This window comes from Microbacterium sp. Z11_20 (assembly GCF_057197605.1).
The window spans coordinates 188,286-202,922 of the sequence record NZ_JBXVOQ010000004.1 but is presented as its reverse complement, the minus strand read 5'-3'; the positions used below and the strand labels follow the sequence as shown (position 1 = coordinate 202,922).

Below are 14,637 nucleotides of genomic sequence, written 5' to 3'. Positions count from 1 at the left end.
GGCATGAGCATCAACACCGCTCGGGGGACGGTCACGATCGAAGAGGTCGCCGCGCGCGCCGGTGTCTCCCGGTCCACGGTGTCGCGCGTGGTGAACGGCTCCACCGCCGTCTCGCCCGCGGCGCTGGAAGCGGTGCGCCGCGCGATCGCCGACCTCAACTACGTGCCCAACCGGGCCGCGCGCTCGCTCGCCCGCCGGCAGACGCACGCCCTCGCCTTCGTCATCCCCGAGGACACCGACCGGTTCTTCGGCGACCCGTTCTTCGCCGCCGTCGTGGCGGGCGTGCACGAGCGCATCTCGCGGTCGGAGTACGTGCTCAACCTGATCATCGCCAGCAACGACCCCCACGACAAGGCGACCACGTACCTGCGCGGCGGGAGCGTGGACGGCGTCATCATCGCCTCTCATCACACCAGCGACACCTTCGTCGATCGCATCGCCGCCGACCTGCCCGTCGTGTACGGCGGGCGGCCGCCGCACATCGGCGACTCCCACTACTTCGTCGACGTCGACAACGTCGCCGGCGGGCGTGAAGCCGGGCGGTACCTGGCCTCCCGCGGTCATCGGCGGGTGGGCACCATCTCCGGGCCGCCGACCATGACCTCCGCCACCGACCGGCTCGAGGGCTTCCGTGATGCCGTCGAGGAGGCAGGGCTCGATCTCGTGGCCGTCGAGGACGGCGACTTCTCCGAGGAGGGCGCCGCGGCGGCGATGCGCCGCATCCTCGACGCCGGTGTGGAGATCGACGCGCTGTTCGTTGCGAGCGATCTCATGGCGCGCGGCGCGCTGGCCGTGCTGCGGGAGCGGGGTGTCTCCGTGCCGGGCGACCTCGCTCTCATGGGCTTCGACGACTCGCCCGTCGCCACATCCGTGATCCCTGCCCTGACGACGATCCGCCAGCCGTCGCGCGCTCAGGGCGCCGGCATGGCCGACGTCCTGCTGGATCTTCTGGCCGGCCGGGGTGCCCCGCACTCGACGATCCTCCCCACCGAGCTGGTCGTCCGCGACTCCGCCTAGGCGCGTCCCTTCGCTTCGCGCCCTTCATGTCTCACTTTCCGCAGTTTTTGGGTCTGTTTTCTGCGGAAAGTGAGACATGGTCGGGGGGAGGTGAGGGGACGGAGCCGACCGACTCCGCCCAGTCGCCCGCTCGGCGTCGATTCCCGCGCCAACCGCCGCGGAAATCGAGGGGATCTCGCGGATCGAGGGCCGGATGCGCCGCATCGCTCCTCTATCCGTGAGAAGTCCTCGTTCTGCGGCGCGCGGCCGGGGCCTACAGCGGCGAGCGGCCGGGGGCTACCGCGGCGAGCGGCCGGGGCTACCACGGCGAGCGGCCCGTGGCTACCGCGGGCCGTCGCCGAGCGGGTCGCCGCCCAGGGGTCCGACCGACGGGATGGGCCCGCCGTCGTCGGCGCCGGTCTTGCGCAGCCGCGCGACGAGGTTGCCGAGGTGGTAGATGAGGAGCGCGGCTGCGGCGCCGATCACGATCGCGCCGAGCTCGAAGTCGCCCCACACCATCGTGAACCCGGCGATCGCGATCACGAGCGACACCGCCGCGGTGTACTGGTTGACGGGGCGGGAGAAGTCCACGCGGTTGTCGACCCAGATCTTGATGCCGATGATCCCGATCAGGCCGTAGAGCGCGGTGGTAACGCCGCCGAGGACCCCCGGCGGGATGGTGTTGAACACCGCGCCGATCTTCGGCGACAGGCTGAGGACGATCGCCGCGGTGCCGGCGACCCAGTACGCGGCCGTGGAGTACACGCGAGTGGCGGCCATGACACCGATGTTCTCGCCGTAGGTGGTCGTGCCCGATCCGCCGAAGGCGCCGGCGAGCGTCGTCGCGGCGCCGTCGGCGATCAGCGCGCGGCCCGTGGAGCGGTTGACCGACGGGTCGGTCATCGTCGCGACCCCGCGCACGTGTCCGACGTTCTCGGCGATGAGGACGAGGACGACGGGCAGGAACATCGCGATGACGCTCCACGTGCCGGGGGAGGCGAAGTCGGCGAGCTGGAATTCGGGCAAACCGATCCACGCCGCATCCGCCACCGGCGCGAAGTCGATGAGCTGCTCGCCGGTCGCGAGCTGCAGGAGCACCGTGGCGAGGTAGCCGACGAGCACGCCCAGCACGATCGAGATGCGGCCGAGGAATCCACGGAAGAGGACGCTGAAGAGGATGACCGCGGCCAGCGTGATGGTGGCAGGCAACGGCTGCTGCTGGTAGCTGCCCCACGCCACGGGGGCGAGGTTGAAACCGATCAGCGCCACGATCGCTCCCGCGACCACCGGGGGCATGAGCTTGTCGATCCATCCGAGACCGGCGAACTGCACGACGAGTCCGACGATGGTGAGCAGGATGCCGACGGCCACGATGCCCGCGAGCGCCGACCCCATCCCGGCGGATGCGGTGGCAGCGGTCACCGGGGCGATGAACGCGAAGGACGAACCGAGATAGCTGGGCAGCTTGTTGCGGGTGACGAGGAGGAACAGCAGCGTTCCCACGCCGGAGAAGAACAGCGTCGTGGACACGGGGAAGCCGGTCAGCACCGGGACGAGGAACGTCGCGCCGAACATGGCGACGACGTGCTGGACGCCCACCGCGATCGTCGCGGGCCAGTTCAGCCGCTCATCGGGCCGGACGACCGCGCCCGGTTCAACGGTGCGGCCGTTCCCGTGCAGTTTCCACAGCGCCATGGGTCCTCCTCGTATCGCCTCCGTCACTGTAGCGACACGCCGCGTTACCGCGTGGTTACGGCGCCCCCGGCCATCGCCTGCACGAGTTCCCACCGAGTGCACGGCCTGACGGCGTCCATAACCCGTGCGCCGGGCGCGAAGCCGTTCAGTCGCCGGGCAGGCGGCGCGCTCAGGCGCCGGTGAGGCGCTGGAGGAGCTCGGCGTAGCGCGCCTGCGTGCGCGCCACGATCTCCTCGGGGAGGGCCGGCGGCTCGCCCTGCCGATCCCAGTTCGCCGCCAGCCAGTCGCGGACGATCTGCTTGTCGAAGCTCGCCATCCGCTCGTCCGGGGTGTTGCCCGTGCGCCAGGCCGCGGCATCCCAGTACCGGGAGGAGTCAGGGGTGAGCGCCTCGTCCGCCAGGACGAGCGTGCCGGCGGCGTTGCGGCCGAACTCGAACTTGGTGTCGGCGAGGATGAGCCCGCGCTTCTCCGCCGTCGCCGCGGCCCGACGGTAGATCTCCAGTGACAGGTCGCGCACCTCGGCCGCGGTCTCGGCCCCGACCAGCTCGACGCTGCGCTCGTACGAGATGTTCTCGTCGTGCTCGCCGAGCGGTGCCTTGTAGGCCGGCGTGTACAGCGGCTCGGGGAGCCGGTCGCCGTCGTTCAGCCCGGCGGGCAGGGGGGTGCCGCACACGGTGCCGCTCTCGCGGTACTCGGCCCACCCCGAGCCGGTGAGGTATCCGCGGACGACGCACTCGATCGGCTGCATGTCCAGCGCCGCGACGACCATTGCCCGTCCGGTGACCTCCTCCGGGATCAGCTCCAGAGCCGCGTCTCCCACCAGCACGTGATCGGGAATGAGGTGGTTGGGGATGCGGCGGCCGCCGTCGCCGCCGGCCAGACGGTCGAACCACCACAGGCTGAGGGTCGTGAGAATCGTGCCCTTGCCGGGGATGCCGGGGGACAGGACGTGGTCGAACGCGCTCACCCGGTCGCTGGCCACCACGAGCATGCGGGTGGGGCGGGAGCCCTCGGAGGTGCCGACGGGCACGTACAGGTCGCGTACCTTGCCGGAGTAGACGTGGCGCCAGCCGGGCAGCTCGAGGGTGTGGGTCACCCGCCCCATTATGGCCGCCCGCCGCGACCTCAACCCCCGCGCGCACCGTGCGGAGCGGGCCCAGTTCCGCGACCGGATCGGGCGCTACTACGGCCTCGAGGTGGAGAAGCCGAACGAGGAGGGAGTGCTGCCGGCTCCGCGTCGGCGGCATGACCACGGCCCGTCGGGCGATCCACCGCCCCCTGGGTGACCGGGGTGGGTCAGTGTTCGACGACCCGCTCGGCGATGTCGGTGCGGTACTGGCCGCCCTCGAGGCCGATGCGGCCGATCGCGTCGTACGCCCGCGTGCGTGCTTCGCGGAAGGTGGAGCCCAGCGCCACGACGTTGAGCACGCGGCCGCCGGTGGCGATGAACCGCTTTCCGTCCCGGCGCGTGGCGGCGTGGGCGAGGTGCACCCCCTCGACCTCGGCGGCCGCGTCGAGCCCCCGCAGGGGGCGCCCGGTCACCGGCGCCTCGGGGTAGCCCTCGCTCGCCAGGACGACGGTCACCGCGGTCGCCTCGGCGAAGGCCGGACGGGCGCGCCCTTCGAGAGCGCCGGATGCGGCGGCCAGCAGGAGCTCGGAGAGGGGGTCGACGAGGCGGGGCAGCACCACTTGCGTCTCGGGGTCGCCGAAGCGTGCGTTGAACTCGATGACCTTCACGCCCGAGTCGGTGAGGATGAGGCCCGCATAGAGCAGTCCGATGAACGGCGTGCCCTCGGCATCCAGCTGACGGATGATGGGCTCGGCGACCTCGCGGGTGACGAGGTCGACGAACTCCGTTTCGCCGCCGAAGCGTTCGGACAGCCACGGAAGGGGCGAGTACGCGCCCATCCCGCCCGTGTTCGGGCCGACGTCGCCGTCGCGCAGGCGCTTGTAGTCCTGCGCCGGGCTGAGCGGGAGCACCGTGTCGCCGTCGCTGAGGAAGAACAGCGACACCTCCGGGCCGGCGAGGAACTCCTCGACCAGCACCGGGGCATCCGGGAGGTAGAGCTCCGCGTGCGCGAGGGCGGCCGCGCGATCGTCGGTCACGAGCACGCCCTTCCCCGCGGCGAGTCCGTCGGCCTTCACGACGTGCGGCGTGCCGAGTTCGTCCAGGGCGGCGGCGACCTCCGCGGCACTCTGCGCGCGGATGGCGCGACCGGTCGGAACCCCCGCGGCATCCATCACCCGTTTGGCGAACGCCTTGGACCCCTCCAGCTGTGCGGCGGCCTTGCCGGGGCCGAAGACCGGGATGCCGCGCGTCCGCAGTGCATCGGCCACACCCGCGACCAGGGGCGCTTCCGGACCGATCACGACGAGATCGATCTGCTCGGTGCCGGCGAACTCGGTGACCGCGACCGGGTCCACCGGGTCGACCGCCACGACGTGGGCCTCGGAGGCGATGCCGGCGTTACCGGGGGCGGCGAAGATCGCGTGGCGGGCATCCTCGGCGCGGAGGGCGAGGATGAGGGCGTGCTCGCGGGCACCGGAGCCGAGGACGAGGATTCGCACGGGCTCAGCCTACCGACGCACGTCCGGCCGCCCGGCGTACCGTGGGAGCATGCCGCGAAGGATCGACACCGCCGAAGGCCGCGCCGCCCTCGCCGCCGTGGCCGCCGCCGACGCGGGCGGGGCCAAGCCCCCGCGCGCCGATCTGGCCACCGCGGTCCGGTATCTCCTGCAGCTCCTGGCGGAGAAGGCGCCCGGGCAGACCGTCGAGGTGCGCGTCCCGCCGTTCGGGGCCGTCCAGGTGATCGAGGGTCCCCGGCACACCCGCGGGACGCCCCCCAACGTCGTCGAGACCGACCCCGCCACCTGGATCGCGCTGGCTACCGGCCGGCAGTCGTGGGGGGATGCGGCGGGCGCGGGGCGCATCGCCGCGTCGGGCACGCGCGCCGATCTGTCGGCACTCCTCCCGCTGCGCCCCTGACGCCGCGTCATCCGCGGCCCGATACGCAGTGGGCGCCCAGCCCCGGGTGCGAGAATGGGGGCATGTCCGATCCGCAGCACGCGCCGTCCATCCGGGACGAGGTCGTGACGGTGCGAGTGCGGCGATCGCCCAAGTACGGCGTGTTCCTCCTCCTCGGGGCGGTGCTCGGCGTTCTGGTCGCAGCGGTGCTCACGCTGACCTTCGACGGCACCACGCAGGCGAGCATGAACTCCGGCGTCCGGTATTCGACCACGCAGGTGTTCGGATTCGTCGCGCTCATCTGCGTGCCCATCGGGGTCGCGCTCGGCGGCGCTCTGGCCCTGGTGCTCGACCGGGTCGTGGGTCGACGGTCGCGCGACGTGCGCGTCGACCACGAGTCGGTGCGCCTCCCCGACTGAGGCCCGCGTCAGGCCAACTCGGCGATGATCGGGTGGATGGCCGCATCGAAGGCCGCGACGTCGCCGCGGAGCCCGTCGGTCACCGCCACCGTCAGGGAACCGATCCACCAGACACCGCGCTGAGCAAGCGGAAGCACCTGCACGTTCAGTTCGAAGGAGTGCGCGCGGCGGCCCACCTGCCGCTCGTGCTCGGCGATCGCGCTGGCGTAGGCGCGATAGGACACCCCCGGCTTGGCGGAGGAGTCGGCGCGATAGCGGTCGTGCGCCTCGCGCGCGTAGGCCAGTGCCGCCCCGGAGTGCGGCTGGATCGCGTCGCGGAGTGCGCCGGCGGACTCGGGCAGGGCGAGGAGCGTGTCGAATCCGTCCACGAGGTCGAGCGGTTCGGGGGAGGGGTGAGCCTGCGGCTCGACGGTCATGGCCCAGTACGCGCGCCACTGCCGTTCCAGCAGGGCCTGCACGTCGTCGGGCCGGTCGGGCGCGACCCGCGGGGGCGCTCCGCGCAGCTGCGGCAACTCGTCGGGGGAGCGGATGCCGATGGCCTGGCGGAGGAAGAGCGCGAGCAGCACGGGCTGGCCCGCGTCCTCGCGGATCACCCACTCCGGACCGCTGCCGTCCCGCATGCCGCCCATCTTAGGAGCCCCGGCCCCCGCCGCTCCTCCCCTCTTGCGGCCGCGAGAAACCACGTTCCGGTCGAAACACGACGCGCCGCGTCGTGTTTCATCCGCTTCGTCGTTTCTCGTGGGGGGAGCGCGCCGATGCCGTCGGGTGCGCCGGTAGGCTGATCCCGTGGCCTCCCACAACCCCTACACCGCTGCCGGCGTCGATACGGCTGCGGGTGACCGTGCGGTCGAACTGATGAAGGCGGCGGTGCGCCGCACCCACGGTCCGGAGGTCCTCGGCGGCGTCGGCGGCTTCGCGGGACTCTTCGACGCGACAGTGCTCCGCTCGTACACGAAGCCGCTCCTGGCAACGAGCACCGACGGCGTGGGCACCAAGGTCGCCATCGCGCAGGCGATCGACAAGCACGACACGATCGGCCTCGACCTCGTGGGCATGGTCGTGGACGACATCGTCGTCGTCGGGGCCAAGCCGCTGTTCCTCACCGACTACATCGCCTGCGGCAAAGTCGTTCCCGAGCGGATCGCCTCGATCGTGTCGGGGATCGCCCGCGGATGCTCCGAAACCGGCACCGCGCTCGTGGGCGGGGAGACCGCCGAGCACCCCGGCCTCCTCGGCGCGAACGACTACGACGTCGCGGGAGCGGCGACCGGCGTGGTCGAGGCCGACAAGGTTCTCAGTGCCGAGCGGGTCCGCCCGGGCGACGTCGTCCTGGCCCTGGCCTCCAGCGGCCTGCACGCCAACGGCTTCTCGCTGGTGCGCCACATCGTGGCCGGCCGCGGCATCGGCTACGGCGATCCCGCCGCCGACTTCGGCGCGACCTGGGGCGAGGTGCTCCTCGAGCCGACTCGCCTGTACGCCTCCCCTCTTCTGCGCCTCCTCGCCGGCACCACCGGGGTGCACGCGCTCAGCCACGTCACCGGCGGCGGCATCCCCGCCAACCTCGCGCGTGTTCTGCCCCGCGGCGCATGGGTCGAGCTCGACCGCTCGACGTGGTCGCCGCCCCCCGTCTTCCGCGTGCTGGCCGACCTCGGCGACCTCTCCCTGGCCGACACGGAAGCCACGTGGAACCTGGGCATCGGATTCCTCGCCGTCGTCTCGCCGGAATCCGCGGATGCGGCCGCCGCTGCGCTCGCCGCCGACGGCATCGCGACCTGGCAGGTGGGCGTGGTCCGCGACGACGCGCGGCCCGAGGGTGATTTCGAGCAGGGCGCGAAGGGCGTGGACGGCGGTGCCGTGCGCCTGGTGGGCGAGTACGCCGACGGTGACGGGCCGGCCGCCAGCGGCGGACCAGCCCGGAATGGAGCGAAGTAATACCCCATGTGCGGCATCGTCGGCATGGTCGGGCGCGGCCCGGTCAATCAGGAGATCTATAACGCCCTGCTGCTCCTGCAGCACCGAGGACAGGATTCCACGGGTATCGCCACCGCCGAGTCCAACGGCGTGTTCCACATCAACAAGCAGCGCGGGATGGTGCGCGAGGCCTTCCGCACGCGTGACATGCGGTCGCTCCTCGGCGAGATCGGGCTCGGTCACGTCCGCTACGCGACGAAGGGCACCGCATCCAGCGAGGAGGAGGCGCAGCCGTTCTACGTCAACGCCCCGTACGGCATCGTCCTCGTCCACAACGGAAACCTCACCAACACGCGCGAACTCACCGATGAGCTGTTCCACAAGGACCGCCGGCACCTGAACACCAGCTCCGACACGGAACTGCTCGTGAACATCCTCGGCTCCGAGCTGCAGTCGGAGATCATCGAACCCGACCTCGATCCCGACCAGGTGTTCCGTGCCGTCTCGCGCGTGCACGAGCGGGTCGAGGGGTCGTACGCGGCCATCGCGCTCATCGCCGGGTACGGACTGCTCGCCTTCCGCGACCCGTTCGGCATCCGCCCCCTCATCCTCGGGACGCGTAAGGCCGACCCTTCGACAGGCTCAGGGACCGCCCTCTCGACAGGCTCAGACCCTTCGACAGGGACCGACCCTTCGACAAGCTCAGGGGCCAGCCTCTCGGCAGGCACGGTGGTCGGCGGATACGAGTGGGTCGTCGCATCCGAATCGCTCGTGCTCGAGAACGCGGGCTTCGAGGTGGTACGCGACGTGCTTCCGGGAGAGGCCGTTTTCGTCAGCCTCGACGGAACGCTGCACACGCGGCAGTGCGCGCCCAACCCCGTGCTCAAGCCGTGCTCGTTCGAATACGTGTATCTCGCCCGGCCCGACTCGATCATGAACGGCATCTCGGTGTACGAGGCGCGCCTGCGGATGGGGGAGCGGCTGGCCGACACCATCGCGAAGTACACCCCGCCCGGAACGATCGACGTCGTGATGCCCATCCCCGACTCGTCCCGGCCGGCGGCGATGCAGGTCGCCCGCAAACTCGGCATCGAGTACCGCGAGGGCTTCTACAAGAACCGCTACGTCGGGCGGACCTTCATCATGCCCGGGCAGGCGGTGCGCAAGAAGAGCGTGCGCCAGAAGCTCAACGCCATGTCGAGCGAGTTCAAGGGCAAGAACGTCCTCCTCATCGACGACTCGATCGTCCGCGGCACGACGAGCCGCGAGATCATCCAGATGGCCCGGGATGCGGGGGCCAAGACCGTCACGTTCGCCTCCGCGGCGCCGCCCGTGCGCTACCCGCACGTGTACGGCATCAACATGCCCTCGCGTCAGGAACTCGTCGCTCACGGTCGCACGGTTCCCGAGATCGCCGAAGAGCTCGGATGCGACTACCTCGTGTACCAGGAGGTCGAAGACCTCAAGGCCGCGATCCTGGAGGGCTCGGATCTCGACGACCTCGACATGAGCTGCTTCGACGGGCGCTACGTCACGGGCACGGTGTCGGCCGAGTACCTCGAGTGGGTCGAGGGCAGCCAGCAGAGCTGACCGGGTCGGTCCTTATTCGTCCGATCTTCACCTGCTGCTTCCGCGGCGTTAGCCCGGGCAGAGTTCGCTGGATGCTGCGCCGTCGGCCGACGGCTCATCCCAGTGAAGGATCCCTCGATGACCAATCCCCCCTCTGTTGGCCGCAGGCGCGCGGCGATCGCCGTGTCCGCTGCCACCGTGCTCCTCGCATCCGGAGCGCTCGCTCTCCCCGCTTCCGCGGCCGGCGCCCCCATCACCGACCCGGGCGGCGCCGCGCGCCTCGATCAGGACCAGACCCAGGCGATTCGCGACGCCCTGATCGACGGACCCGCCAAGAACGTCATCCTCCTCATCGGGGACGGCATGGGCGACTCGGAGATCACCGTCGCGCGCAACTACGCCGAGGGAGCGGCAGGAACCTTCGCCGGCATCGACGCGCTGCCGCTGACGGGTCAGTACCTCCACTGGGCGCTGACCCCCGAGGGCGCTCCGAACTACGCCTCGGAGTCGGCCTCGACCGCCTCGGCATGGTCGACCGGCACGAAGACCGTCAACGGCCGGCTCAGCGTCGACGTCGACAGTGTCGCCCAGCCCACACTGCTGGAGCTCGCGAAGGCGAACGGACGCAAGACCGGCAACGTGTCGACGTCGGAGATCCAGGACGCCACCCCCGGTGCCGAGATCGCCCACATCTCCGCGCGCGGCTGCTACGGCCCCGACCAGACGACGGCGACGTGCACCGACGAGGCGCTCGAGAACGGGGGGCTGGGCTCGATCAGCGAGCAGCTGCTGAACGTGCGGCCCGACGTGACGCTCGGCGGCGGGGCGGCCAGCTTCGGCCAGGTCGCCAAGGCGGGGCCGTGGGAGGGGAAGACGCTGTTCGACCAGGCGGCAGAGCGCGGTTACCGGGTGGTCGATGACGCCGCTGCGCTGGCCTCCGTGTCGGAGGCGAACGCAGACGCGCCCCTGCTCGGCATGTTCTCCGGGGGGAACTTTCCCGTCCGGTGGCTCGGTCCGCAGGCGGTGGACCTGACCGCGGGCGGCACGCTTCCCCCGCCGGTTTCCTGCACGGACAACCCCCAGCGGCTGGACAGCGGGCTGTCGCTCGCGTCGCTGACCGACAAGGCCATCGATCTCCTCGACAACGAGGAGGGCTTCTTCCTTCAGGTCGAGGGCGCCAGTATCGACAAGCAGGACCACGCAGCCAACGCGTGCGGTCAGATCGGCGAGACGGTCGACCTCGACGAGGCCGTGCAGGTCGCACTGGAGTTCGCGCAGCAGCGTCAGGACACCCTCGTGGTCGTCACCGCCGACCACGCCCACACCAGCCAGATCGTCGGGTCGGCGATTCCGGGGCTGAACACCCACCTGCTGACCGCGGACGGGGAGCCGATGATCGTGGCCTACGGCACGTCGTCGCCGGGCGGCTCGCAGCAGCACACCGGGGCGCAGGTGCGCATCGCCGGCTACGGGCCGGGGGCGGCGAACGTCGTCGGCCTCACGGATCAGACCGATCTGTTCTTCACCGCCGCGCGGGCGCTGAACCTGGAGCGCGACCTACGGAGCCTGAGCGCGGACGCCACGATCACGACGGATGTGGCCGAGGTCGCCCCGGGCGGATCCTTCACGGTGACCGTGGAGGGTCTCGACGCCGACTGGCAGGCCACCGGTGTCCTCGCCTCCGACCCGGCCGAGCTCGGCCAGCGCGACGTCCTGAACGGGCGCGTCAGTTTCGCCGTGACCGCGCCGGAGGAGACCGGGGAGCACACCGTCACGATCACGGGCGCCCAGACCGAGGTCGCACTCGCGGCGTCGGTGGTGGTGACCGCTGCCCCCGACCAGGGTGCGCCGGCCCCGTCGCCCTCCACGGGCGCGGCAGCGGTGTCCGGGGGCGGACGCGGCGGACCGTTGGCGGTCACCGGCGCCGACGCGCCGTGGCTCCTGGGTGCGATCGGTGCCGCGTTCCTCGCCGTGGGTTCCTACGCACTCCTACGCCGGCGACGAGCCGTCTGAACAGCGCGAAACGGCCGGGGGCAGTTCATCTGAGCTGCCCCCGGCCGTTTCGTGTGGATGTCACGCCTTCGACGATGAGACCGCCGAAGTCTCGTCCTCGTCGCCGTCGTACTCGTCGGCCCACTTGTCGACGTACTCGTCCTCAGTGGGCGGGTGGCCGAGCTCGCGTTCGAGGGCGGCGTAATTCACGGAGTACGTGTCGTACTTCAACTCACGGGCGATCTTGGTGTTCTTCGCCTTTTGACGGCCACGCCCCATGCGAGACCCCCTCATGTTCGACATCGCGGGCTAAGCTTGGGCCCGACGCATTCATGGATCCGGATACGAACCGGTAAGAGTAGCATTCAGGGTATCACGGTGGTCTGGCGCCCCTCCCCGTTCGTCAGGCGGACAGGAGTCGCGGAGCCATGTCGGATGCAGCATCTGAGAGTCCGGAACAGCAGACGGCCGCCTCCGCGGACGCTCCCCAGGGTGCAGTGATCGTGGGAACGGTGCCCGGGCAGTCGCCGCGCGTCGTCATCGAGGCCGCGCGATACGCACGACTGCTGTCGGCACCGCTGGCGATCGTACACGTCGACGTCACCCGTTTCGTCACCTTCGAGGACCCGGACGGCTTCGTCCACTCGGCTCCGGTCGATATCGATATCGGCGGTGGAGATGCCGAGCTCGCCGAGGTGCGCGTGGCCGCGGAGGCCGCTCTGGTGGACTGCCCCGTGCCGTGGACCGTGCACCAGCTCGTGGGTGATCCCGCCCTGGCGATGAAGCATCTCGCCGAGCGGATCGACGCGAAGCTCCTCGTGGTCGGCACCCGCAAGCGCGGGTTCGGCGAGTCGCTTCGCGAGTTCTTCACGGGTTCGGTCGCTGCCCGGCTGAGCCACCGCCAGCACCGTCCGATACTCGTCATTCCGCTCGGCGATCCGGTCCCCGATGATCAGGAGATCGTCTGGAGCTGACGTCAGCCGCCGAGCCCCCGGGTGAGAGTGCGGGACGTCTCGTCCAGAGCGGTCTCGAGCGAGTCGACGACGGAATCGCCGAGGTCGCCGCCGCGCGCCACGTGCGTCCGCAACTCGGAGCGGACGTGGGCGCGGAAGTGGTTGACGATCGCGTCCGCGCGGTGCAGCTGCTGCCGGCTGAGCACGCGCGGGTCATCGACGGGCGGTGCCTTCGCGGCGTTACCCCGCTCACCTTCGGCCGCTGCGGCGAGATCGGCGCGTAGGCTCCGCATCGCCTCACGCACGCTGCCGCGCACCTCGTCGGCGATGAGTCGCACGCTGTCGGCGAGTCCCTCCTGGATGCCGTCGAGGTCGCCCGCGCGCCGCGCCACTTCCGCCCGCCCCGCGTCGGTGATCTCGTAGACGGTCTTCCGACCTTCCACGGTCTTGGAGACGAGGCCCTCCTCCTCGAGCTTCGCCAGACGCGGGTACACGGTGCCCGCGGAGGGGGTGTAGGTGCCGCCGGTGCGGTCGGACAGCGCCTGCATGAGGTCGTACCCGTGCCGGGGCGACTCGTCGAGGAGGCTCAGCAGATACAGGCGCAGGTCGCCGTGGGAGAAGACGGGGCTCATCACCACTCCTCCTCGGCTTCCAGGTCGGACTGGCGGACGCCCGAGGCGCCGCGGCGCAGGACCGTCACGTTCCCCGACACGGAGTGGGTGCGGATGTCGACGAAGGATCCGCTGAGCTCACCCGTGGATCCGGCGTAGTTGGTCGGCCCCGACCCGGAACGGGTCACGCCGTCCACGAGCACGCGCCCGCTGACGGTACGCACGGCGTAGTTGGCCGGAAGCTCGTCGTCCAGGCGGATGGTCGTGGTGCCGCTGACGGTGTTCAGTCCGATGGAGTGCACGGGGCCATGGGAGTCGACGAGTATCGCTCCCGAGACGGTGTCGATGGACGCCTTGCTCACGGCGCCGGTCGCGGCGATGTCACCGGAGACGCTGTTGGCGCTCAGGGCCCCCTCGAGCTGCCGGATCTGCACATCGCCCGAGACGGCGTTGACGTTGAGGTCGCCGGCGAGTCCGTCGACGATGATGTCGCCGGAGACGGTGTTCAGCCGCGCGTCGCTGTGCAGGCCCGAGACCAGGGCGCTGGCACTGACCACACCGAGGGTCAGCGCGATGTCGCGCGGGACGGCCACGCTGATCTCCGCCTTGGGGCCGCCCGCACCGAAATTGCGGAACACTTCGAGGAAGTTGTCCCAGCGCAGTTGCGGGTGGTCGATCTCCAGACCGTCATCGGTCACTTCGATGCGCAGGTCCTTCACCGTGACGGAATGCACTTCGATCCGGACGCCCGGCTGGTCGTGCGCGACGATGTCGATCTGCCCGCCGACGAGGCCGACCTTCAGCTTGCGCGCGGACTCGATGTCGATGACGCGGGTCTCGCCGGGGTGGACGAGCCACTTCTCGATGGTCATGAGAACTCCAGGAGGTGAGGGGGAGTCGCGATATATCGCGTGTCAGGAGGGTAACACGATATATCGCGAGTCTGTCAAGGCCGCCAGCGACCTGCAGCGATCTCTCGCGGGACTCCAGACATGACGAATGCCACGCCTCCGGAGAGGGCGTGGCATTCGTTCTCGCGGTCGTTGCAACCGCCGGGGCGATGGGTGGATGCACCGAGGCATCGACCCATCCCGGGGTTATACGCTCTTACGGCCGCTGATGACGCGGAAGAGGAAGGCGATCAGCGCGATCACGCCGACGATCAGCGCCACCCACAGCAGCCAGTTCAGAGCGGCGTTCAGCCCGCCCACGATTGCCAGGATGATGGCGATGACGATGATGACGATGAGGGCGATGTTCATGTCGAGGTCTACTCCTTGTTTGAGCCGGCGTCCCGCTGAGGCAGGGCGCCGGGCACCGCAGACGGCGCAGCCCAACTATTCCCTATCCAGGTGCGGGGACGGAGGGGCTTGACCCCCTCGACAACCAATGGTACCAGCGCGTCCGCGCGAGGACAGAGGGGTCCCCGTGTCAAGCCCCGTCACGACCCCGTGCGGGTCTCGTACCGTCGGATCATCCAGAGAGGAGTCCTCATGCCCGGTGGACGTGGATCGAATCGGAAAGAC

The 14,637-nt window shown here is 70.5% G+C and carries 16 protein-coding genes; 8 read left to right on the top strand and 8 right to left on the bottom strand.

Annotated elements, in window-relative coordinates; genetic code table 11:
• The first annotated feature begins 3 nt into the window (after positions 1-3).
• Entirely contained in the window at positions 4-1,017 is a 1,014-nt protein-coding gene (locus AC2DFQ_RS11385; RefSeq protein ID WP_484533970.1) for a LacI family DNA-binding transcriptional regulator, read from the top strand.
• Between the two features lie 321 nt (positions 1,018-1,338).
• Here AC2DFQ_RS11385 and AC2DFQ_RS11380 read toward each other — a convergent pair whose 3' ends face one another.
• Both AC2DFQ_RS11380 and AC2DFQ_RS11375 read right to left on the bottom strand, forming a co-directional pair.
• Positions 1,339-2,691, bottom strand: coding sequence for a uracil-xanthine permease family protein (locus AC2DFQ_RS11380; protein ID WP_484533969.1), 1,353 nt, complete (start codon positions 2,689-2,691; stop codon positions 1,339-1,341).
• 169 nt (positions 2,692-2,860) lie between these two features.
• Positions 2,861-3,796, bottom strand: coding sequence for a phosphoribosylaminoimidazolesuccinocarboxamide synthase (locus AC2DFQ_RS11375; RefSeq protein ID WP_484533968.1), 936 nt, complete (start codon positions 3,794-3,796; stop codon positions 2,861-2,863).
• Between the two features lies 1 nt (position 3,797).
• On the opposite strand from AC2DFQ_RS11375, the gene AC2DFQ_RS11370 reads away from it, so the two are divergent.
• A complete protein-coding gene (locus AC2DFQ_RS11370; RefSeq protein ID WP_484533967.1) occupies positions 3,798-3,977 on the top strand; it encodes a hypothetical protein in 180 nt (59 codons plus the stop codon).
• Positions 3,978-3,987: 10 nt separating this feature from the next.
• Here the strand turns inward: AC2DFQ_RS11370 and purD are convergent, their stop codons facing one another.
• Positions 3,988-5,259, bottom strand: a complete 1,272-nt coding sequence (purD, locus tag AC2DFQ_RS11365) for a phosphoribosylamine--glycine ligase (protein ID WP_484533966.1) — start codon at positions 5,257-5,259, stop codon at positions 3,988-3,990.
• Between the two features lie 49 nt (positions 5,260-5,308).
• On the opposite strand from purD, the gene AC2DFQ_RS11360 reads away from it, so the two are divergent.
• A complete protein-coding gene (locus AC2DFQ_RS11360; protein ID WP_484510060.1) occupies positions 5,309-5,677 on the top strand; it encodes a sterol carrier family protein in 369 nt (122 codons plus the stop codon).
• Positions 5,678-5,739: 62 nt separating this feature from the next.
• Positions 5,740-6,075 (top strand): potassium transporter Trk, encoded by a 336-nt coding sequence (locus AC2DFQ_RS11355; protein WP_484533965.1) that lies wholly within the window; start codon positions 5,740-5,742, stop codon positions 6,073-6,075.
• Positions 6,076-6,083: 8 nt separating this feature from the next.
• Here AC2DFQ_RS11355 and AC2DFQ_RS11350 read toward each other — a convergent pair whose 3' ends face one another.
• Positions 6,084-6,695 (bottom strand): zinc-binding alcohol dehydrogenase, encoded by a 612-nt coding sequence (locus AC2DFQ_RS11350; RefSeq protein WP_484510062.1) that lies wholly within the window; start codon positions 6,693-6,695, stop codon positions 6,084-6,086.
• 166 nt (positions 6,696-6,861) lie between these two features.
• Between AC2DFQ_RS11350 and purM the strand changes: the two genes are divergently transcribed.
• The 3 genes from purM to phoA all read left to right on the top strand — a co-directional run bounded on the left by purM (position 6,862) and on the right by phoA (position 11,568).
• Positions 6,862-8,007, top strand: coding sequence for a phosphoribosylformylglycinamidine cyclo-ligase (gene purM, locus AC2DFQ_RS11345; RefSeq protein ID WP_484510063.1), 1,146 nt, complete (start codon positions 6,862-6,864; stop codon positions 8,005-8,007).
• A 6-nt stretch (positions 8,008-8,013) separates the two neighbouring features.
• The gene (locus AC2DFQ_RS11340) at positions 8,014-9,576 is read left to right on the top strand and encodes an amidophosphoribosyltransferase (protein ID WP_484533964.1); all 1,563 of its coding nucleotides are present in this window, start codon (positions 8,014-8,016) and stop codon (positions 9,574-9,576) included.
• A 117-nt stretch (positions 9,577-9,693) separates the two neighbouring features.
• Positions 9,694-11,568 carry an alkaline phosphatase gene (phoA, locus tag AC2DFQ_RS11335; protein WP_484533963.1) on the top strand — a complete coding sequence of 625 codons (1,875 nt, stop codon included), beginning with the start codon at positions 9,694-9,696 and terminating at the stop codon, positions 11,566-11,568.
• 60 nt (positions 11,569-11,628) lie between these two features.
• On the opposite strand, the gene AC2DFQ_RS11330 is transcribed toward phoA, so the two are convergent.
• Entirely contained in the window at positions 11,629-11,826 is a 198-nt protein-coding gene (locus AC2DFQ_RS11330) for a DUF3073 domain-containing protein (RefSeq protein ID WP_484510066.1), read from the bottom strand.
• 149 nt (positions 11,827-11,975) lie between these two features.
• Here AC2DFQ_RS11330 and AC2DFQ_RS11325 point away from each other — a divergent pair, with 149 nt between their 5' ends.
• The gene (locus AC2DFQ_RS11325) at positions 11,976-12,521 is read left to right on the top strand and encodes a universal stress protein (RefSeq protein WP_484510067.1); all 546 of its coding nucleotides are present in this window, start codon (positions 11,976-11,978) and stop codon (positions 12,519-12,521) included.
• Positions 12,522-12,523: 2 nt separating this feature from the next.
• On the opposite strand, the gene AC2DFQ_RS11320 is transcribed toward AC2DFQ_RS11325, so the two are convergent.
• The 3 genes from AC2DFQ_RS11320 to AC2DFQ_RS11310 all read right to left on the bottom strand — a co-directional run bounded on the left by AC2DFQ_RS11320 (position 12,524) and on the right by AC2DFQ_RS11310 (position 14,373).
• Positions 12,524-13,132: a PadR family transcriptional regulator gene (locus AC2DFQ_RS11320; RefSeq protein WP_484533962.1), complete on the bottom strand. Its 609-nt coding sequence runs from the start codon at positions 13,130-13,132 to the stop codon at positions 12,524-12,526.
• The gene (locus AC2DFQ_RS11315; protein ID WP_484533961.1) at positions 13,132-13,983 is read right to left on the bottom strand and encodes a DUF4097 family beta strand repeat-containing protein; all 852 of its coding nucleotides are present in this window, start codon (positions 13,981-13,983) and stop codon (positions 13,132-13,134) included. The genes AC2DFQ_RS11320 and AC2DFQ_RS11315 overlap by 1 nt, the downstream gene beginning before the upstream one ends.
• Positions 13,984-14,208: 225 nt before the next feature.
• On the bottom strand, positions 14,209-14,373 hold the full coding sequence (locus AC2DFQ_RS11310) for a hypothetical protein (RefSeq protein ID WP_484510070.1): 165 nt from the start codon (positions 14,371-14,373) through the stop codon (positions 14,209-14,211).
• Positions 14,374-14,637 lie beyond the last annotated feature (264 nt).